The 19,956-nt window shown below is 69.4% G+C and carries 18 protein-coding genes; 3 read left to right on the plus strand and 15 right to left on the minus strand.

What is annotated here, in order from left to right:
• Positions 1 to 61: 61 nt before the first annotated feature.
• Both guaB and FE811_RS05125 read right to left on the minus strand, forming a co-directional pair.
• A complete protein-coding gene (gene guaB, locus FE811_RS05120) occupies positions 62 to 1,510 on the minus strand; it encodes an IMP dehydrogenase (RefSeq protein WP_036750180.1) in 1,449 nt (482 codons plus the stop codon).
• A 69-nt stretch (positions 1,511 to 1,579) separates the two neighbouring features.
• On the minus strand, positions 1,580 to 2,551 hold the full coding sequence (locus FE811_RS05125; protein WP_166435611.1) for a tellurium resistance protein: 972 nt from the start codon (positions 2,549 to 2,551) through the stop codon (positions 1,580 to 1,582).
• A 169-nt stretch (positions 2,552 to 2,720) separates the two neighbouring features.
• On the opposite strand from FE811_RS05125, the gene FE811_RS05130 reads away from it, so the two are divergent.
• Positions 2,721 to 3,881 (plus strand): OmpP1/FadL family transporter, encoded by a 1,161-nt coding sequence (locus FE811_RS05130; RefSeq protein ID WP_116222998.1) that lies wholly within the window; start codon positions 2,721 to 2,723, stop codon positions 3,879 to 3,881.
• Between the two features lie 129 nt (positions 3,882 to 4,010).
• Here FE811_RS05130 and murD read toward each other — a convergent pair whose 3' ends face one another.
• The 9 genes from murD to FE811_RS05175 form a co-directional block, all read right to left on the minus strand.
• Complete coding sequence (gene murD / locus FE811_RS05135; RefSeq protein ID WP_116222999.1) at positions 4,011 to 5,411, minus strand: UDP-N-acetylmuramoyl-L-alanine--D-glutamate ligase; 1,401 nt, start codon at positions 5,409 to 5,411, stop codon at positions 4,011 to 4,013.
• A gap of 81 nt (positions 5,412 to 5,492) precedes the next feature.
• Positions 5,493 to 6,575 (minus strand): phospho-N-acetylmuramoyl-pentapeptide-transferase, encoded by a 1,083-nt coding sequence (gene mraY, locus FE811_RS05140; protein WP_036750191.1) that lies wholly within the window; start codon positions 6,573 to 6,575, stop codon positions 5,493 to 5,495.
• The gene (gene murF / locus FE811_RS05145) at positions 6,575 to 7,960 is read right to left on the minus strand and encodes a UDP-N-acetylmuramoyl-tripeptide--D-alanyl-D-alanine ligase (RefSeq protein WP_116223000.1); all 1,386 of its coding nucleotides are present in this window, start codon (positions 7,958 to 7,960) and stop codon (positions 6,575 to 6,577) included. Before murF ends, mraY begins: the two co-directional genes overlap by 1 nt.
• A complete protein-coding gene (locus FE811_RS05150; RefSeq protein WP_370362663.1) occupies positions 7,957 to 9,456 on the minus strand; it encodes a UDP-N-acetylmuramoyl-L-alanyl-D-glutamate--2,6-diaminopimelate ligase in 1,500 nt (499 codons plus the stop codon). Before FE811_RS05150 ends, murF begins: the two co-directional genes overlap by 4 nt.
• Positions 9,456 to 11,261, minus strand: coding sequence for a penicillin-binding protein 2 (locus tag FE811_RS05155; RefSeq protein ID WP_036750197.1), 1,806 nt, complete (start codon positions 11,259 to 11,261; stop codon positions 9,456 to 9,458). The genes FE811_RS05150 and FE811_RS05155 overlap by 1 nt, the downstream gene beginning before the upstream one ends.
• Positions 11,258 to 11,647, minus strand: coding sequence for a cell division protein FtsL (locus FE811_RS05160; RefSeq protein WP_036750200.1), 390 nt, complete (start codon positions 11,645 to 11,647; stop codon positions 11,258 to 11,260). Before FE811_RS05160 ends, FE811_RS05155 begins: the two co-directional genes overlap by 4 nt.
• The gene (gene rsmH, locus FE811_RS05165; RefSeq protein ID WP_114535134.1) at positions 11,647 to 12,615 is read right to left on the minus strand and encodes a 16S rRNA (cytosine(1402)-N(4))-methyltransferase RsmH; all 969 of its coding nucleotides are present in this window, start codon (positions 12,613 to 12,615) and stop codon (positions 11,647 to 11,649) included. The genes FE811_RS05160 and rsmH overlap by 1 nt, the downstream gene beginning before the upstream one ends.
• A 3-nt stretch (positions 12,616 to 12,618) precedes the next feature.
• Positions 12,619 to 13,128 carry a division/cell wall cluster transcriptional repressor MraZ gene (gene mraZ, locus FE811_RS05170; RefSeq protein WP_116223001.1) on the minus strand — a complete coding sequence of 170 codons (510 nt, stop codon included), beginning with the start codon at positions 13,126 to 13,128 and terminating at the stop codon, positions 12,619 to 12,621.
• A 639-nt stretch (positions 13,129 to 13,767) separates the two neighbouring features.
• The gene (locus tag FE811_RS05175; RefSeq protein ID WP_116223002.1) at positions 13,768 to 14,871 is read right to left on the minus strand and encodes an Mrp/NBP35 family ATP-binding protein; all 1,104 of its coding nucleotides are present in this window, start codon (positions 14,869 to 14,871) and stop codon (positions 13,768 to 13,770) included.
• A 328-nt stretch (positions 14,872 to 15,199) separates the two neighbouring features.
• On the opposite strand from FE811_RS05175, the gene FE811_RS05180 reads away from it, so the two are divergent.
• A complete protein-coding gene (locus FE811_RS05180; protein ID WP_036750211.1) occupies positions 15,200 to 15,430 on the plus strand; it encodes a DUF1127 domain-containing protein in 231 nt (76 codons plus the stop codon).
• Positions 15,431 to 15,975: 545 nt separating this feature from the next.
• Positions 15,976 to 16,743: a 23S rRNA (adenine(2030)-N(6))-methyltransferase RlmJ gene (gene rlmJ / locus FE811_RS05185; protein WP_116223003.1), complete on the plus strand. Its 768-nt coding sequence runs from the start codon at positions 15,976 to 15,978 to the stop codon at positions 16,741 to 16,743.
• Here the strand turns inward: rlmJ and FE811_RS05190 are convergent.
• From FE811_RS05190 to gatC, 4 genes are read right to left on the minus strand one after another with little or no spacing between them, the layout of a single operon-like run.
• The gene (locus tag FE811_RS05190) at positions 16,740 to 17,462 is read right to left on the minus strand and encodes an N-acetylmuramoyl-L-alanine amidase (protein ID WP_140846937.1); all 723 of its coding nucleotides are present in this window, start codon (positions 17,460 to 17,462) and stop codon (positions 16,740 to 16,742) included. The two genes, rlmJ and FE811_RS05190, sit on opposite strands and share 4 nt — an antisense overlap.
• On the minus strand, positions 17,459 to 18,031 hold the full coding sequence (locus tag FE811_RS05195; protein WP_240540278.1) for a hypothetical protein: 573 nt from the start codon (positions 18,029 to 18,031) through the stop codon (positions 17,459 to 17,461). Before FE811_RS05195 ends, FE811_RS05190 begins: the two co-directional genes overlap by 4 nt.
• A 20-nt stretch (positions 18,032 to 18,051) precedes the next feature.
• A complete protein-coding gene (gene gatA, locus FE811_RS05200; protein ID WP_072461027.1) occupies positions 18,052 to 19,533 on the minus strand; it encodes an Asp-tRNA(Asn)/Glu-tRNA(Gln) amidotransferase subunit GatA in 1,482 nt (493 codons plus the stop codon).
• Entirely contained in the window at positions 19,530 to 19,817 is a 288-nt protein-coding gene (gatC, locus tag FE811_RS05205) for an Asp-tRNA(Asn)/Glu-tRNA(Gln) amidotransferase subunit GatC (protein WP_010393062.1), read from the minus strand. Before gatC ends, gatA begins: the two co-directional genes overlap by 4 nt.
• Positions 19,818 to 19,956: the final 139 nt, after the last annotated feature.

The following is a 19,956-nucleotide window of genomic DNA, read 5'->3' on the forward strand; positions in this document are numbered from 1 at the left end:
TAGCGCGGGGCGGTTAAGATTCGGTAAGCGGGGCCCGTGGCCGGCCCCGCCGCAGGCCGGATCAGCCCAGCCGATAGTTCGGGCTTTCGCGGGTGATCTGCACGTCGTGGACGTGGCTTTCCTTCAACCCGGCGCCGGTGATGCGCACGAACTGGCAGCCGCCGCGCATCTCGGCCACGGTGGCGTTGCCGGTATAGCCCATGGCGGCGCGCAGGCCGCCGACCAGCTGGTGGATCACCGCTGCGGCCGAGCCCTTGTAGGGCACCTGCCCCTCGATCCCCTCGGGCACCAGCTTGTCGCTGGCCGCGTCCTTCTGGAAATAGCGGTCGGCCGAGCCGCGCGCCATGGCGCCCAGCGAGCCCATGCCGCGATAGGACTTGAAGCTGCGGCCCTGGTACAGGATCACCTCGCCGGGGCTTTCGTCGGTGCCGGCGATGGCCGAGCCGACCATGGCGCAGGACGCCCCCGCCGCGATGGCCTTGGCGAAATCGCCCGAGAACTTGATGCCGCCATCCGCGATCACCGGCACCTCGCCCGCGCCGCGCGCCGCATCCATGATGGCCGTCAGCTGCGGCACGCCGACGCCCGCGACGATGCGCGTGGTGCAGATCGAGCCCGGCCCGATGCCGACCTTGATCGCATCCGCCCCGGCATCGACCAGCGCGCGCGCGGCATCGGCCGTGGCCACGTTGCCGGCGATGACCTGCACCGCGTTCGAATGCGCCTTGATGCGGGAAACGGCGCGCGCCACGCCTTCGGAATGGCCATGCGCGGTGTCGATCACCACCAGGTCCACCCCGGCCTCGACCAGCGCCAGGCTGCGCTCGTAGCCCTCGTCGCCGACGGTCGAGGCGGCGGCGACGCGCAGCCGGCCCAGCTCGTCCTTGCAGGCCAGGGGGTTCAGCACCGATTTCTCGGTATCCTTCAGCGTCAGCAGGCCGGTCAGCTTGCCTTCGGCATTGGTGATCAGCAGCTTCTCGATACGGCGGGCCTTCATCAGGTCGATGGCCTCGGCCCGATCGGCCGGCTCGCGCAGGATGGCGAGGTTGCCCGAGGTCATCACCGCCCGCACCGGCATGTCGTCGCTGTTGGCAAAGCGCATGTCGCGGTTGGTGATGATGCCGACCACGCGCCCGGCCGCGTCCACCACCGGAAAGCCGGTGACGTTGTAGCGCTCCTGCAGGGCCTTGGCATCGGCGATGGTCTGGTCGGGGGTCAGGGTGATCGGGTCGTAGACGATGCCCGATTCGAAACGCTTCACCCGGCGGACCTCGTCGGCCTGCTGCTCGGCGGTCAGGTTGCGGTGGATCACGCCGATGCCGCCGGCCTGGGCCATGGCGATGGCCATGCGGCTTTCGGTGACGGTATCCATGGCGCTGGAGAGCAGCGGGATGTTCATGCGGATCTGCTTGGTGACATAGGTCGTCACGTCGGCGGTCGAGGGCATCACCGAGGACGCCGCAGGAACGAGGAGAACATCGTCGAAGGTCAAAGCCTCACGAATCTGCATGGGAGCATCCTTGTCAGGGGTTCGTTTGGCAGTTTCCCATTTCACGCGTCGGCGGGAATGTCCAGACCGTCAGGCAATGGCCGCGTTGGTTTTCATGGCCAGCCCGCCGCTGGCCCAGGCGCGCCAGACCCGGAACAGGATCGGCAGCACCACCAGGCTTGCCGTCACCAGCAGGATCTGCGCCGGCAGCGCCCAGCCCGGCGTAAAGCCCGAGACCGCAGTCCACAGCCCCGCCGTCGCCGCCAGCGGGAAGGTGAAGGCGCCCCAAAGCGGCGAGAACCCCGCCTCGACCAGCCAGCGCAGGCGCAGGGCGGCCAGGACCAGCGCCGCGGCCGCGGCCCAGGCCAGCCCCAGCGCCACCTGCTGCCAGCCAAACGCGGCGGCGACATTGCCCAGCATGGCTATGGGGGCCAGGTGGATCATCAGCAGCGGGCGCAAGGGCGCCGGCAGCCGCTCGGTCAGGGCCTGATACAGGCTGACGGCCCAGACAAAGCCCGCCATGGCCGCCATCGGCCACCACAGCGCCTGGGCCAGCGCCGTCCAGCCGAAGCCGGCGGCCGCCTGCGCGGCGACGATGGGCCCGACGAAGGTCAGCTGCCAGACCGGCGTCACCCGCCCCTGACCCGGCGTGCGGGCCATGACCGGGATCGCCACCGCCCAGAAGGCCAGATGCGCCGCCATGCCCGCGACCAGCACCCCCTGGGCCAGGGCCGGCGCAAAGGGGGCAAGCAGCTGCGCCGCGACATAGATGCCGACCAGCGCCGCCGCGATGCCGGCGCGGCCGGGCAGGACGCGCAATTCCTCGACCAGCACGGCGGGGCGGCGAAGCAGCTTGCTGCCATAGGCCAGGACCGCAAAGGCCCAGGCCGCGACGACCATGCCCACCATCATCCCCGAAAGCCCCGGCGGCAGGCCGAAGCGCGCCGTCGCCGCGCGCCAGGCCAGGGCAAGCCCCAGCGCGCCCAGCAGCGGCGGAAAGATCGCGGGCGGAACCCGGCGCCAGAGGCCGGGCGGGTTGAGCCGGGGTGGGGCAAAGCGCATGACGGACCTCCCTTGATCCTTCATGTCATAGCGTTGCCGGCAGGCCACGCCAGAGCGGCCGGATGCGTCAGAACGCCGCGTTACCGGGCGCCGGCGATTGACGCAAGCGGGCAGGCTGCCGCAGGTTGAACCAAGGGGTTCGTCACGAACCTGGCTAGGGAGGAAAACCATGAAAAGGATCGTCACCGGCATCGGCGCCCTGCTGGCAAGCGCCGCGCCCGTTCTGGCCGGCGGGATCGAGCGCGCGCCGCAATCGCTGGCGCCGCTGTTCGAGCAGGGCAATTACCTGGAACTGAGCTTCGGCGGGGTGAACCCGGACGTGTCGGGACAGGATCTGGCGGTCTTCGGCGGTCGGGGAACCGGTGATGTGGCCAAGGGCTATGGCTTCGCCGGCCTGAGCTACAAGCATCAGTTCACCGACCACCTGTCGGGCGTCTTCATCATGGAACAGCCCTTCGGTGCGGACATCGCCTATGCGGTCGGCGAGTCGGTGGCCTTCGGCGGCACCTCGGTCGAGGTCAACTCGACCACCTACACCGCCCTGCTGCGCTACAAGTTCGACAACAATTTCTCGGTCCACGGCGGACTGCGCGGCTCGCGCGCCGATGCGAATGTCACGCTGACCGGGGCGGCCTATGGTGCCCTCGGCGTCGCGCCCGGCTATAATGTCGATCTGGACAGCTCCTGGGGCGTGGGCTGGGTCGCGGGGGTCGCCTATGAGATCCCCGAGATCGCGGCGCGCGTCTCGCTGACCTACAACTCGCCCATCGAGCATGACTTCGACACCACCGAGTCCGGTCCGCTCATCGACCCGGACGGACCCGGTCCCGCACCAGCAATGCCCCTGCTTGACGGCACATCGCAAACCACCGTGAAGACCCCGCGCTCCTGGACGCTGGAGGGGCAGACCGGCATCGCCGCCGATACGCTGCTGTTCGGCTCGATCCGCTGGGTGAACTGGTCCGAGTTCCTTGTGAATCCCGAGCGCCTGGTCGCCGTCACCGGGGCCGGCTTGGTCGAGTTGGAGGACACCACGACCTACACCATCGGCGTGGGGCGCAAGTTCACCGAGAACTGGTCGGGCTCGCTGTCCTTCATGTACGAGCCTGATGGCGACGACCTGGTCTCTCCCCTGGCGCCGACCAATGGGCGCAAGGGCGTGACGGTGGCCGCGATCTATACCCGCGACAACATCAAGGTCACGACCGGCATCAGCTATGTCAAGCTGGGCGACGCCTATGCCGAAACCGGCACCCCGGACGTGGCGCGGGCGCGCATGTCGGGCAACCACGCCTGGGCCGCGGGCGTGCGGATCGGCTATTCCTTCTGATCCCGGCGGAACGGCCGCAACAGGCCCCGGCTCGCGCCGGGGCCATTTTCACAGCTTCTTCGTTGCTTAAATACCCATGGAACAGCGCCGGCGGGCGCCGTCGCAGGGGTATTTGCACAACAGAGAAGATCAGCGCCGCAACGCCTGGACCAGGGCGGTGAAATGCTCGCCGCGCTTTTCGAAATTCGGGTATTGGTCGAAGCTGGCGGCGGCGGGGGCAAGCAGCACCGTCTCGCCCGGCTGGGCCTCGGCCGCGGCGCGGGCGACGGCCTGCTCCATGGTCTCGGCGATCTCATGCGGGGTCTGGCCGATCTGGAGCGCGAAGTCGCGCGCGGAATGGCCGATCAGATAGGCCTTGGTGACATTGCCGAGGAAGGGGGCCAGCGCCTCGATGCCGCCGTCCTTGCCCATGCCGCCGGCGATCCAGCGGATGCGCGGGAAGGCGGCCAGCGCCTTGGCGGCGGCATCGACATTGGTGGCCTTGCTGTCGTTGACCCAGGCCACGCCGCCGATCTCGGCCACGGTCTGGCTGCGATGCGGCAGGCCCTGGAAGCTGTGGAAGGCGCGCTCGATCTCGCGCGGGGCGATGCCGACGGCGCGGGTCGCGGCATAGGCGGCGCAGGCGTTCTGGTGGTTGTGCTCGCCTGGCAGCCCCTTGACCTCGCGCAGGTCGATCGAACCGGCCTGGCGGCCCTTGCGGTATTCCGAAAGGAAGCCCTTGCGGGCAAAGACCGACCAGCCGAAATGGTCGAGCTTCTGCCCCGAGGAGATGCGGATCACCCGGTCGTCCGAAGGGGCCATGGCAAGCTGGCCGGCAAGATAGCGGCCCTCGGGCTCGTCGACGCCGATCACGGCGCGGTCCGGCCCGCCCTCGGCGAAAAGCCGGCGCTTGGCGGCGAAATAGCCGCCCAGGCCGCCATGGCGGTCGAGATGGTCGGGCGAAAGATTGGTGAAGACGGCGACATCCGGGGTCAGGGCGCGGGCCAGGTCGGTCTGGTAGCTGGAGAGTTCCAGCACCACCACCTCGCCGTCATGGGCGGGTTCCAGCGACAGCACGCCGGTGCCGATATTGCCGCCGATCTGGGTCGGGCGGCCGGCTTCCTTCAGGATATGGTGGATCAGCGCAGTGGTGGTGGATTTGCCGTTCGAGCCAGTCACGGCGATGACGCGCGGGGTGGTGTCGAACCGTTCCCATTCCGCCGTGGCGAAGCTGCGGAAGAACAGGCCGATGTCGTTGTCGACCGGCACGCCGAGTTCATAGGCTTTCGCGATGACCGGGTGCGGCCTGGGGTAGAGATGCGGGATGCCGGGGCTGGTGATCAGCGCCGAGATGCCGTCCCAGTTGGCGTCGCGGGTCAGGTCGAGGACGATCATGCCGCCGGCCGCCGCCTGTTCGCGGGTGTCCAGCCCGTCGTCCCAGACCACGACCCGAGCGCCGCCCGCGGCGAGGGCGGCGGCGGTAGCGCGGCCCGAGCGGCCGAGGCCGAGCACGGCGATGGTCTGGTTCTGGACGCCCTGGACCGGGATCATGCTGTTTCCTTCGCTGTTGCAGGCCGGGGGCGCTTCGCCCCCCGGACCCCCCGAGAGTATTTGCAAAACGGAGAAAGCCTGTCAGCGCAGCTTCAGGGTGGCAAGCCCGATCAGCGCCAGGATCAGCGCGATGATCCAGAAACGGATCACGATCTGCGCCTCGCCCCAGCCCTTCTTTTCGAAATGGTGGTGGATCGGGGCCATCAGGAACACCCGCTTGCCGGTGCGCTTGAAATAGAGCACCTGGATGATGACCGACAGCGCCTCGACCACGAAGAGCCCGCCGACGATGGCCAGGACGATCTCGTGCTTGGTGACGACCGCGATGGCGCCCAGGGCACCGCCGAGCGCGAGGCTGCCGGTGTCGCCCATGAAGACGGCGGCGGGGGGCGCGTTATACCACAGGAAGCCCAGGCCGCCGCCGATCAGCGCCGCGACGAAGACCGCAAGCTCCCCGGTGCCGGGCACGAAATGCACGCCGAGGTAATTGGCGAAATTCGCGTTGCCGACCATATAGGCGATCACCGCGAAGCTGCCGGCCGCGATCATCACCGGCATGATCGCCAGCCCGTCGAGCCCGTCGGTCAGGTTCACCGCATTGGCCGCGCCCAGGATCACCAGCACGGCGAAGGGCACGTAGAGCAGGCCCAGGTTGATCAGCGCATCCTTGAAGAAGGGCAGCGCCAGCTCGCCGCTGAGCGCCGCCGGGTGCAGCCAGGCGGCCGCGGCGCCGGCGGCGGCGGCGATGCAGAGCCCGATCAGCAGCCGCACCTTGCCCGAGAGCCCCGCGTGATGCTGCTTCGTGACCTTGGCATAGTCGTCGGCAAAGCCGATGGCGGCGAAACCCAGCGTGACCAAAAGCACGATCCAGACATAGCCGTTGTCGAGCCGCGCCCAGAGCAGCGTGCCGATGCTGAGCGCGGCGAGGATCAGCAGCCCGCCCATGGTCGGGGTGCCGGCCTTGGAGAAATGGTTCTGCGGCCCGTCGTCGCGGATCGGCTGGCCCTTTTTCTGCTTGCGGCGCAGCAGGTCGATCAGCGGCCGGCCAAAGAAGAAGCCGAAGAGCAGCGCGGTGAAGAAGGCGCCCCCGGCCCGGAAGGTGATATATCGGAAAAGGTTGAAGAAATCCCCGCCGTCGGAGAGGTTCGTGAGCCAATAGAGCATTACGCTGTCCTTTCGCCAGGGGGCGTGCTTTGGCGCGTCCGCCGCAGCGCGTCAACCACCGTCGAGACCCTGGAGGACTTCGAACCCTTCACGAGCACGATATCGCCGGGCGCGACCAGTTCGGCCACGCTCTCGGCCAGTTCTGCGGCGGTCTCGGCATGGCGCCCGCGGCGGGCCTGGGGCAGCGCCTCGTGCAGGGCGCGCATGCGCGGGCCGGCGGTATGGACCAGGTCGACGGCCGGCATCGCGGGATCGGCGGCCATGCCGGCATGGAGCGCGATCTCGTCCGGGCCGAGTTCCAGCATGTCGCCCAGGATCGCCACCCGGCGCCCGCCGGTCAGCCGCGCCAGCGTCGCAAGCCCGGCCGAAAGCGAGGTGGGGTTGGAGTTATAGGCATCGTCGATCAGCCGGATGCCGCCCAGATCCTCGACCGCGCCGCGGCCCAGCGGCGGGCGCCAGTCGGAAAGGCGCGCCGCCGCCTGGGCCACGTCGGCCCCCGCGGCCGACAGCGCCGCCAGCACGCCGACCGCGTTCATGACGAAATGCGTGCCCGGAGTCGCCAGGGTGAAATCCACCACATCGCCCAGCACGCGGGCGCGGACCTGGGTCGTGCCGTCCACCGTCTCCGCCTTCAGCGGCCGGGCCATGCCCTGCTGGCCGAAGCCGATGACGATGGCGCCGGCCTCGTCGGCGCAGTCGCGCAGCAATTGCGTGACCGGCAGATCCTCGGGCAGGATGGCGGTGCCGGGCTGCATGAGACCGCGAAAGATCGCGCCCTTTTCGCGGGCGATGCCCTCGATGGCGCCGAAAGCCTCCAGGTGGGCGGCGGCGACGGTGGTGATCATGGCCACATGCGGGCGGGCGAGGCGGGCCAGCGGCTCGATCTCGCCGGGATGGTTCATGCCGATCTCGATGATGGCGAAATCGGTGTCCTGGGGCATGCGCGCCAGCGTCAGCGGCACGCCCCAATGGTTGTTGTAGCTGGCCTCGGCCGCGTGGATGCTGCCCTGCCCGGCAAGCGCGATGCGCGCCATCTCCTTGGTCGAGGTCTTGCCGACCGAGCCGGTGATGGCGATGACCTTGCCGCCCATCCGGGCGCGGCCGGCGCGGCCAAGCGCCTCCAGCGCCGGCAGGACGTCGGGGACGACCAGCAGCGGCGCATCCGGGGCCACGCCCTCGGGGATGCGGCTGACCAGCGCGGCGCCGGCGCCCTTTTCCAGGGCCTGGGCGACGAAGTCGTGGCCGTCGCGGGCGGCCTGCAGGGCAACGAACAGGTCGCCCGGCCGGATGGTGCGGGTGTCGATGGAGACGCCGCCGACGGCAAAGTCACGGGTGGCGCGGCCGCCGGTCGCGGCGGCGGCATCCTGCGAGGTCCACAGCGTCATATCTTGCCATCCAGCGCCGCGACAGCCACCGAGGCCTGCTCGGCATCGTCGAAGGGGTAAACGTCGTTGCCGATGATCTGGCCGGTCTCGTGGCCCTTGCCGGCGATCAGCAGCGCGTCGCCCGGCTGCAAGGCATCGACGGCGCGCAGGATCGCCTCGGCGCGGTCGCCGACCTCGATGGCCTCGGGGCCGGCGCCGGCCAGCACCTCGGCGCGGATCGCGGCCGGGTCTTCGCTGCGCGGGTTGTCGTCGGTGACATAGACCAGGTCGGCGAATTGCCGCGCCGCCTCGCCCATCAGCGGGCGCTTGAGCCGGTCGCGGTCGCCGCCGGCGCCAAAGACCACGACGATGCGGCCCATGACATGCGGGCGCAGGCTTTGCAGGGCCGAGGCCAGCGCGCCCGGCTTGTGGCTGTAATCGACGAAGACCGCCGCACCGTTTTCCCGCATCGCCGCCAGTTCCATGCGGCCGCGCACGGTGGTCAGCCCCGGCAGGGTCTCGATCACGCGGGGCGCCTCGTCGCCGGCGGCAATGGCGAGGCCGGCGGCGGCCAGCACGTTTTCCGCCTGGAAGCCGCCGATCAGCGCCAGCCGCACCAGATGCGCCTGGCCATGCAGGCTGAAGCGCAAGTCCTGCCCGGTCGCGTCATAGCGCTGGCCCAGGATGCGCAGGTCGGCCGCCGCGTCCTTGCCGATGGTCGTCAGATCGAGGCCGCGTTCGCGCGCGATCCCCGCCATCTGCCGGCCGCGCGGGTCGTCGATATTGACGACCGCCCCGGCGCCCTCGTCCAGCAGATGATCGAAAAGCAGCGCCTTGGCGGCGAAATATTCGTCGAAGTTCTTGTGATAATCCAGGTGGTCCTGGCTGAAATTGGTGAAGGCGCCGGCCTTCAGCCGCACCCCGTCCAGCCGGCGCTGGTCGAGCCCGTGCGAGCTGGCCTCCATCGCCGCATGGGTGACGCCCGCAGCCGCCGCCTCGGCCAGCACCCGGTGCAGGGTGATCGGCTCGGGCGTGGTATGGGCCAGCTTGGCCTGGTAGTCGCCCTGCACGCCCATGGTGCCCAGGCTGATCGCCTTGTGGCCCAACGCCTGCCAGATCTGCCGGGTGAAGCTGGCGACCGAGGTCTTGCCCGAGGTGCCGGTGACGGCGACCATCGTCTCGGGCTGGGCGGCGAACCACAGGGCGCTCGCGCCCGCCAGCGCGGCGCGGGGATCCTCGGCCACCACCAGCGTGGCATCGGCGCCGGCCAGCACCTCGGCGGCGATCTCGGCGCCCTTGCGGTCGGTCAGGATCGCGGCCGCGCCCTGGCGCAGCGCATATTGGATGAACTCGCCCCCATGCGCGGCCGAACCCGGCAGCGCCGCGAACAGATGGCCGGGCCTGACCTGCCGCGAATCCATGGCAAGGCCCGTTATCTCGGGGTCGCGCCCCTTGTCCCCCCTCAGCCCCAGAAGGGACAGCCGCATCGCCCGCTCGGTCACGAAGCCTCCGCTCATCAGTTCGAGACGAGCTTTAGCCCATCGGGCAAAGGCCGTTCAACCATCGGCAATTGCGATTCGGTGGCCGGGCGCAGGCCCAAGAGCGGTGCGACGCGGCGGATCACCTCGGCCGCCACCGGCGCCGAGGTCGCGCCCGCGGTGCGGCTTTCGCCGCCGGGGCCGATGGTCGAGGGCTCGTCCAGCGACAGCACCAGCACATATTGCGGATCGCTGGCCGGGAATACCGAGGCGAAGGTCGAGACCACCTTGTTGCCGTAATAGCCCCCCGTCGGGCGCGGCTTGTCGGCGGTGCCGGTCTTGCCCGCGACCTCGTAGCCCTCGACATTGGCGCTGCGGCCGCTGCCGCGGACCACCACCTGGCGCAGCATCTGCACGGCGATCTGCGCGGCCTCGGGCGACAGCACCTGCTCGCCGCCGCGCGGGCGGCGGTCGTGGATCAGCGTCGGCATCACCCGCTTGCCGCCGTTCGCGACCGTCGCATAGGCCGCGGCCAGATGCAGCGGGCTGGCCGCCAGCCCGTGCCCGAAGGCCACGGTGGCCGAGGTCACGGCGGGCCAGCGCTTGGGCACCAGCGGCTTGCCGGTCGGCGCCTCGCTCATCTCGATCGGCGTCGGCTCGAAGAAGCCCAGCTTCTGCAGGAAATCCCTCTGCCGCTCGGCGCCCAGCAGCTGGGCCACCCGGACGGTGCCGACGTTCGACGACTTCACGATGATGTCCGTCACCGAAAGCGTGCCGTAATTGTGGCCCCGGAACTCGTTGATCAGGTATTTGCCGATCTTCATCGGCGCCTTGGCGTTGATCATCGTGGCCGGGCTGACCAGCTTGAGGTCGATGGCCTGCGCCACCGGGAAGATCTTGAAGGTCGAGCCCAATTCATACTGCCCCTGCACCGCGCGGTTGAACAGCGGGCTGTCCGAGGGATCGCCCTTGAGCAGCGGTCGCGGCCGGTCGTTGGGGTCGAAATCGGGCAGGCTGGCCATGGCCAGGATCTCGCCGGTCTTGACCTCCATCAGGATGCCGGTGGCGCCCTTGGCGTTCATGACCTTCATGCCGTTGCCCAGCACCTCCTCCATGGCGGCCTGGACGGTCAGGTCCAGCGAAAGCGCCAGCGGCGCGCCGTCATTGGCCGGATCGCGCAGCCAATGGTCGAAGGCCTTTTCGACGCCGGCGACGCCGACGACCTCGGCGCTGGCCACGTCTTCCTTGCCGAAGGTGGCGCCGCCCAGGATATGCGCGGCGATATGGCCGTTCGGGTAAAGCCGCATCTCGCGCGGGCCGAACAGCAGCCCCGGCTCGCCGATGTCATGCACGGCCTGCATCTGTTCGGGGCTGATCTTCTTCTTGATCCAGACGAAGGTGCGCTTGCCGGTAAAGTCCTTTTGCAGCCGTTCGATCTCCAGGTCGGGGAAGATGCGAACCAGTTCGCGCGCCGCGCGCTCGGGCTCGACCATCTGCTGGGGATGGGCGTAAAGCGAATGGGTCAGCAGGTTGGTGGCCAGCACCCGCCCCTGCCGGTCGGTGATGTCGGCGCGCTGCGAGATGATCTGCGCGCCGGTGGTCTGCACCCGCGGCTCGCTGGGCTGGCTGGCGGCCAGCACGCCCATCTTGGCGCCCACGGTGCCAAAGGCCAGCGCAAAGGCGCAGGACATGAAGAACAGCCGGGTCCGGGCGCTGCCGCGCGCCCTTTCCTGGATCGCGGCATGCCTTTGGGCGCGGTTCTCGGCCTCGATGGCATCGGGGTTCTCGCCTGTTTCGCGGGCGCGAAGGATGCGGGCCAGCGGGCGCAGCGGGGTGCGGATCATGGCGTGCTCTCCTGTGGTCTGCGGGGCGGGAAGCCGGCGGGACGTTCGACCGGCAGATCGGCATCGGCAGCGGAACCGGGGGCGGGCTCGGGCGACCGGGGCGCCGGGAAGGCCACCTGCCCCACGTCCACGAACTGGTCGGAACCGAAGGGCACCAGCTTCAGCCGCTCGAAATTCAGATCGACCAGCTGGCGCAGGCGCTCGGGGCGGTTCAGATAGGCCCATTCGGCGCGCAGCACGCCCAGATCCTCGCGCAGGCGGCCGATCTGGCGCTGGATGTCGCTCATCTCGCTGATGGCGGCCTGGGTGCGGTAATTCTCGCGATAGGCCCAGAAGGCCAGCCCCATCACCGAAAGCGCGGTCAGAAGGTAAAGCACCGAACGCATCACGCCCCCCTTTCCGACAGCAGCGGCAGGCCCAGCCCCGCCGGATCGACCCGGCCGGCCGGCGCCGCGGTGCGGATGCCGACCCGCAACAACGCCGAGCGGGCGCGCGGATTCGCCGCCAGCTCGGCCTCGTCCGCGCCGATGGCGCGGCGGAAGGGCAGCGTGAAGGCCGGCTCCTCGCGCGCGGCCTCGGGCGCATAGCGGCTGCCGCCGCCGGCGCTGTTCGAGCGCGCCTGCATGAACCGCTTGACGATCCGGTCCTCGAGCGAATGGAAGCTGACCACGGCCAGCTTGCCGCCCGGCCGCAGCGCCCGTTCGGCCGCCGCAAGCCCGGCGACCAGCTGGCCGAATTCGTCGTTCACCCAGATGCGGATCGCCTGGAAGGCGCGGGTCGAGGGATGGCTCTGCCCCGGCTTCGCGCGCGGCAGGCAGCCGGCGACGATGTCCGAAAGCTGGCCGGTGCGGCTCAGCGGCCGGGCGGCGACGATGGCCTTGGCGATGCGGCGCGAGGCGCGCTCCTCGCCGTAGAGATAGAGCACGTCGGCGATGACCGATTCGGGGGCGCTGTTCAGCAGGTCGGCCGCCGTCGGCCCCTCGCCGCCCATGCGCATGTCCAAGGGTCCGTCGCGCAAAAAGGAAAAGCCGCGCTCGGGCTGGTCAAGCTGCATCGAGCTGACGCCAAGGTCCAGCACCACGCCGTCGACCGGCCCACCGGCCAGCCTGTCGAGGTCCGAGAACGTGCCCTGGACCAGCCGCAGCCGGTCGCCATATTCGCCCGCCCAGGCCTCGGCCATGCGAAAGACCGCCGGGTCGCGGTCGATGCCGATCACTCGGTCGGCGCCCTGCTCCAGCAGGCCGCGGGCATAGCCGCCGGCGCCGAAGGTGCCGTCGACCCAGGTGCCCGTCACAGGCTGAACGGCCCGCAACAGCGGGCCAAGCAGGACGGGGATATGCGGAGCCTCGGCCATGCCCTAGCCCTCGTCCTTCGCCGCGGCGGGGGCCAGCAGCGACAGCGGATCGGCGCCCGGCTCAAGTTCCGGCACGCGGGCTTCCAGCGCGCGCTCTTCCTCGGCATAGGCATCGGGGGTCCAGACCTTCAGGCTGTCGCCGGCCGAGATGAAGAAGGCGCTGTCTGTCAGGCCGATCTTCTCGCGCAGCTTCTGCGGCAGGACCAGGCGGCCGTCGCCGTCGATCTCGGCCTCGTCGGCGTGACCCTGGTAGATGTTTTCCAGAAGGTTGCGGGCGGCCGAGCCGCGCGGCATGCGGGCGATGCCGTCCTCGATCTCTTCCATCGCCTCGATGGTGAAAAGCTGCAGCCAGTTCCAGTCGCGGGTGCCGTAGACGATGACCAGCTGTGCGCGCTTGCCGGCCTGCCAGTCGGGATCGGAGGCTTCAAAGACCCGGCGGAACTTGGCCGGGATGGAAACGCGACCCTTCGCGTCCACCTTGACCTCTTCCGACCCTCTGAAACGGCGTGCCAACGGCGCGCCCTCCTTTCACTGTCCCGACCTTTCCGGTTTGCCCGAAAAGGAAAGGCGGACCGGGCTGCTGCCACTGCCCGATCCGCCGCCCTCGTTCCCATCTCTGGGCCCCGTAGTTTCGGGGATCGCGCCCTGCGTTTCGCGCCACCTGGGGGAGGTGCTGCTCGCGCGCCGCAGAGGTCATTCGGAAACGGGTTGCCTGTATGAAAGCTGCTTGTCGCCTTTTGGGGTCTTGGCGCCCCTCGAGCCCGTTCCGTGAGCCAAGGGATGCCATGGGAATTCATGGGACGCAATGGATTTGTTTGGTCGGAACCTGGGCGCAGGCGGGCTATTGCCGGCGAACGCGGCGCGAACAAATTCACACCGGCGCGATCACAGGGGAAGGTATCGGATGCAGGGATAGAACAGCCACTAGATGTAGTATGGAGCGCCGATGTGGCAAATAAATCCCACCATTTCCCAGAATCGTCCCACGCGACCGGGTGGAGGGGCGATTCTTCCGTCGAAAAAGGGGAAAGCTTGCCGATTCGACCGGCCTTCACGGGCAATCACGCCGCGGTGATTCGGAATCCAGGGGCCGTTCCCATGATTTCCCGGACCCGTTTCCCGTGTTTTCCCGGCCGGGTGCGAAAGGCCAGGTCAGGCCATGCCGCCGGCGATCAGCCGCTCGGCCAGCCGGACGAAGGATTGCGCCACCGGCCCGTCGCCGGCCGCGATCGGCGTGCCGGCATCGCCCGCAAGCCGCAGGTCCAGGTTCAACGGGATCTCGCCCAGGAAGGGCAGGTCCAGCGCCGCGGCCTCGGCGGCGACGCCGCCATGGCCGAACAGATGCGCCTCGTGGCCGCAATTGGGGCAGATATAGGTGGACATGTTCTCGACCAGCCCCAGCACCGGGGTCTTGAGCTTGTCGAACATGTCGATGGCGCGGCGGGCGTCGATCAGCGCCACGTCCTGCGGGGTCGAGACGATGATCGCCCCGCTGACCTGCGCCTTCTGGCACAGCGACAGCTGCACGTCGCCCGTGCCGGGCGGCAGGTCGACCAGCAGCACGTCCAGCTCGCCCCATTTCACCTGGTTCAGCATCTGCTGCAGCGCGCCCATCAGCATCGGGCCGCGCCAGACCACCGCCTCGCCTTCCTTCATCATCAGGCCCAGCGACATGACGGTGACGCCATGGGCGTGCAGCGGCTCGATCATCTGGCCGTCGCTGGTGGGGCGCTGCCCGGTCAGGCCCAGCATGCGCGGCTGCGAGGGACCGTATATGTCGGCGTCCAGCAAGCCGACCCGCCGCCCCTTGCGCGCCAGCGCCACCGCCAGGTTCGAGGTCAGCGTCGATTTCCCGACCCCGCCCTTGCCCGAGCCGATGGCCAGGATCCGCGCCACGCCGCTGACCGGCGCGGGGCCGGCCTGGGGCGTGGGGTGGCGGCCGATCTTCAGGCTGGGCGGCGCCTCGCCGCCCGAACGGGCCGCGACCTGCGGGGCACCGCCGCGCGGCGCGGTCGGGGCGGTGGTGACGATCTGCACCTTCTCCACCCCCGGCAGGGCGGACAGCCGGCGCTGCGCCTCGGCCTCGACCGGGGCCAGCGCGCGGGCAGAGGCCGCATCGGCCGCCTCGATGACGAATCGCACCGCGCCCGATTCGACGTTGAGCGCGCGCACCAGATCGGCCGAAACCAGGTTGCCGCCCCCCGGAACCGCGATCTGGGCAAGTTCCTGAAGCACACGTTCCCGTGAGATGGTCATGGCTACCCCCGCATCAAAGCGCCCGCAGCATCGCAATTCGCGCGGGGATGGGCAAGCCGGGCTTGCGGGCTGATACCGCTAACCCCCTGTGACCCCGCGTAAAATACGACCGATCTGCTAGGGAAACTTGATCCAGCTTGTAAAAAGGCTGAAAAATTCACGGATTATTAACGCTTTGTAACAGTGTCCCAGAAACAGCCATGTAGATTCTGCATAGCAGCATCTCGCCCGCGGCCATTGTGCAGATGCAGAAAAGGGACCATGTTCGTCTCAACAGCGCGACAGGGAAAACCGACCGCGCCATCCGCAAGACGAAAGAGTGAATGAAATGGCTGTTCTCGATCTGATCCATGGCGGTATGCACCGCAACGACATCGCCGGCAACGGCGCGATCGCGAAATTCGTGGCCAATGTCCGTGACCATATGGCCCGCCGGGCGGTCTATCGCCAGACCCTGCGCGAACTGGGCGACCTGTCCAACCGCGAACTGGCCGACCTGGGCCTGAACCGCGGCAACATCCGCAGCGTGGCTTACGAAGCCGCCTGGGGCACGAAGTAAACGAATAGAACACCCGACCCACTCCTCCTCCCTTGGGTCCGGGTTCAGGCGGCATCCTCCCTCCTCCTCCCTGAGGATGCCGCCGCTCAGATACGGTGAAGCCCCTCCTCCTCCCTGGGCTTCACGGTTCCGGCGGCTCCCCCTCCTCCTCCCTGGGGATGCCGCCACCCCATACGGCGAGACCCCTCCTCCTCCCTGGGTCTCGCGGTCCGGCGGCAGCCTCTTTCCTCCTCCCGGAGGCGCCGCCAAACCGACACGGCGAAGCCCCTCCTCCTCCCTGGGCTTCCCGTTCTGCGCGGCGCCCTCCCCTCCTCCTCCCTGGAGGGCGCCGCCAAAACACCGCCGCAAGGCGGAACGGAATGCGACGGTCCTCTCCTCCTCCCTGGGACTGTCAGCTAGCGGTAATGGCCTCCTCCTCCCTGCCATTGCCGCACCCCATACGCGGCCCCTCCTCCTCCCTGGGCCAGCGTTGCGCGGCGGTGCCCCCTCCTCCTCCCTGGGCGCCGCCGCTTTTCATTTCCGGGCCATCGGGTTAATCGCGGGACATGTTGTCCTATCAGCACGCCTATCACGCCGGGAACCTGGCCGACCTGCACAAGCACGCGCTGCTGGCTTGGGTGCTGGCCTATCTGACCGCCAAGCCGAAGCCGCTGAGCTACCTGGAAACCCATGCCGGGCGCGGCCTCTACGACCTGTCGGCGCCCGAGGCGGAAAAGACCGGCGAGGCGGCCGCCGGCATCACCCGCGCGCTTTCCGAAAACTGGCTGCCCACGGATCACCCGCTGCGCCTTGCGCTGGAGGCGGTGCGCGCCCGTCATGGCGCGACCGCCTATCCCGGCTCGCCGCTGATCGCGCGGCATTTCCTGCGCCCTGGCGACGTGGCGCATCTGGCCGAGCTGCACCCGGCCGAGCACCAGGCGCTGGCCGAGGTCGCAGGCTTTGCGCATCTGCACCGGCAGGACGGGTTCCAGATGGCGCAGGCGATCTGCCCGCCCACGCCGCGGCGCGGATTGCTGCTGATCGACCCCAGCTATGAGGTCAAGGCCGATTACGACGCCATCCCGCGCCATGTCGCCAAGCTGGCGCGCAAGTGGAACGTCGGCGTGATCGCGCTGTGGTATCCGATCCTGGCAGACGGCCGCCATGCGCCCATGGTCGAGGCGCTGCGCCGCAACCATCCCGAGGCGCTGGTCTCGCAGGTGCGCTTCCCGCCGGCGCGGCCCGGCCATGGCATGGTCGGCTCGGGCATGGTGGTGCTGAATGCGCCCTATGGGCTGGAGACCGAGGCCCGGCGAATCGAGGCGCTTTTCTAGGACCGCTTGTTGGATCGTTGCGGGGGGACTTCGCGTCCCCCGTCCGCCGCTGCCGCGGCGGCCTCCCCCTGCGGGATATTTGGGCACGAAAGAAACCCGCGATAAGCCAGCGCCGCGGCCAGCCGGCGGTCGGTTTCGTCCTCGGGGCCATCGGCCCAGGGGCGGAAGCGCAGGCGGAAGGCGGCAAGGCGCGCCGGATCCTCGGGATAGCCGATGCGGGCCAGGCTGTCGGCCAGCGGCAGGTCGGGGCCCGGCCCCTCGGGCCAGACTGCAAGCCCCTGCAAGGCCAGCCGGCGCCAGTCGAAACGCGGGCCGGGGTCGATCTTGCGCCCCGGCGCCATGTCGGAATGGGCGATCACGCCCTGGGGCGGGATGGACCAGCGCGCCATGATGGCGCCGAGCAGCGCCTCGAGCGCCGCCATCTGCGGCTCGGGGAAGGGCCGGTCGCCGGGATTGACCAGTTCGATGCCGATGCTGCGCGAATTCACGTCCTCGCGCCCTTGCCACGCACCGGCGCCCGCGTGCCAGGCGCGGCGGTCCTCGGGCACCAGCGCCTCGGTCGTCCCGTCCTCATGGACCAGCCAATGCGCGCTGACCTCGGCGCCGGGATCGCAGAGCCGGGCGCGGGCCGAGGGGCCGTCCGCCATGCCGGTGTAATGGATCACGACCAGCGAAGGCTGTTGCCCGCGCCGGTCGCCGTGATTGGGCGAAGGGCTCAAAGCCCGGATTGGCGCAGCGGGCGCGGATCCCAGCCGCAGGCGAAACCATCGCCGTCCGGGTCGAGCCCGCGCGGGTCGATCACCGGCCCGCCCGCCGCGAGGAAGGCGCTTTGCGCCACATCCGCGCTGGCATAGCTGCGGCAGGCCCGCGCCGCCGCCGATTCGGAACTGCCGCTGCGCTGGTATTTCCGCGTGCCCGGCGCCTGGGTTTCCTGCTGCGCATAACGCACCAGCGAGGGAGTCGCGGCCTGCGTCGCCGCCGGTGCCCCGGCCGGGGGCGCTGCTGCGGCGGGGGCAGGCGCGGCTTGGGCGGCTGCCTGGGCGCGCGGCTTTGCCGCCGTGCCGGCGATCTGGGCTGCGGTGGGCGCCTGCGCCGGCAGGGCGATCGGGATCACCTTGGGCACCGGGCCCTTGCCATGCAGCGCGACCTCGCGCGCTTGCAGGTATTCCGCATAGGGCGAACCATTGTGCATGGCGCTGTAATTCGGGTTCCAGCCCGTATTCTCGCCGCAGCCGGCCAGGGCAAGAACGGGGCCAAGCAGGGCCAGGATCGCCAGGTTCCGCATCATTCTCTCCGGTTTGAGGCCGCTCACCACCAGCGCGAGGGTTTCGCCGCAAATCCTGCCGCAGATTCGAGGCTCTGTGCAAGGTTCAAGAGCCCGCCTTCGTCCCAGGGCCGGCCAATCAGCTGCATTCCCAGCGGCAGGCCCTGCCGATCCAGCCCCACCGGCACCGAAATCCCCGGCAGCCCGGCCAGGTTCACCGTGACGGTAAAGACGTCGTTGAGATACATCTCGACCGGATCCTTGCCCGACATCTCGCCCAGGCCAAAGGCGGCGCTGGGGGTGGCCGGCGTCAGGATCGCGTCGATGCCATCGGCAAAGACCTGGTCGAAGTCGCGCTTGATCAGCGCGCGGACCTTGCGGGCGCGGTTGTAATAGGCGTCGTAGAAGCCCGCCGACAGCACATAGGTGCCGATCATCACCCGGCGCTGCACCTCGGGGCCGAAGCCCTCGGCGCGGGTCTTTTCATACATCTCGACCACGCCGTCGCCGGCGCCCAGCCTGGCGCGGCGGCCATAGCGCACCCCGTCATAGCGCGCGAGGTTCGACGACGCCTCGGCCGGCGCGATCACGTAATAGGCCGGCAGCGCGTATTTCGTATGCGGCAGGGTGATGTCCACCACCTCGGCACCGGCGTCGCGCAGCATCTCGGCCGCCTTGTGCCAGAGCGCGTCGATCTCGTCCGACATGCCCTCCATGCGGTATTCGCGCGGAATGCCGATGCGACGGCCGCGGATGTCGCCGGTCAGCGCGGCCTCGTAATCCGGCACCGGGCGTTCGGCGCTGGTCGAATCCTTGGCATCGACCGAGGCCATGGCGCCCAGCATGATCGCGGCGTCGCGGACCGACTTGGTCATCGGCCCGGCCTGGTCCAGCGAGCTGGCAAAGGCGATCACCCCCCAGCGGCTGACCCGGCCATAGGTCGGCTTCAGCCCCACGGTGCCGGTAAAGGCCGCCGGCTGGCGGATCGAGCCGCCGGTATCGGTGCCGGTCGCGGCCAGGCACAGGTCCGCCGCCACCGCCGCCGCCGAGCCGCCCGAGGAGCCGCCGGGCGTCAGCTGCCGGTCGTCCACTTTCCACGGGTTGACCACCGGGCCATAGCAGGCGCTTTCGTTGGACGAGCCCATGGCGAATTCGTCCATGCTGAGCTTGCCCAGCATGACCGCGCCCGCATCCCACAGGTTCTGCGTCACCGTCGATTCATATTGCGGCAGGAAGCCTTCCAGGATCCGGCTCGCGGCCTGGGACGGCACGTCGCGGGTGCAGAACAGATCCTTGATGCCCAGCGGGATGCCGCACATGGCGGGCGCGTCGCCCGCGGCGATGCGCTTGTCGGCGGCCGCCGCCATTTCGCGGGCCTTTCCCGGGGTCTTGTGAGAATAGGCGTTCAGCGCGCCGGCGGCGTCGATGGCGCCGAGGCAGGCCTCGGTCAGCTCGGTGCTGGTGAAATCGCCCTTGCGCAGCCCGTCCCGGGCCTGGGCGATGGTCAGTTTGTTCAGGTCGCTCATTCCACCACCTTCGGCACGGCAAAGAAGCCCTCGCGCGCATCGGGCGCGTTCTTCAGGATCAGATCCTGCATCTCGCCATCGGTGACGACGTCCTGGCGGCGCTTGAGGCGCATCGGCTCGACCCCGGTCATCGGCTCGACGCCCTCGACATCGACCTCGTTCAGCTGTTCCATGAAATGCAGGATGCCGTTCAGCTCCTGCGCCAGCGCGGGCAGGTCGGCGTCCTTGACCGCAATCCGCGCCAGATGCGCGACCTTGCGGGCTTCGTCCTCGGTGATCGCCATGGGAGGCTCCTTTCGCTTGCGCCGGGTTTTACCGGGGCGGCCGGGGCGGGGCAAGCACCCGCGCAGGCGGAACCTTGCGGCGGAACTTTACGGCCGCCGCCGGGCTTGGCAGGATGCGGCAGCGCAAGAAAAGGAGCCC

The sequence above is a fragment of the Paracoccus sp. FO-3 genome, assembly GCF_006386455.1.
In the GTDB taxonomy this organism is placed as follows: domain Bacteria; phylum Pseudomonadota; class Alphaproteobacteria; order Rhodobacterales; family Rhodobacteraceae; genus Paracoccus; species Paracoccus versutus.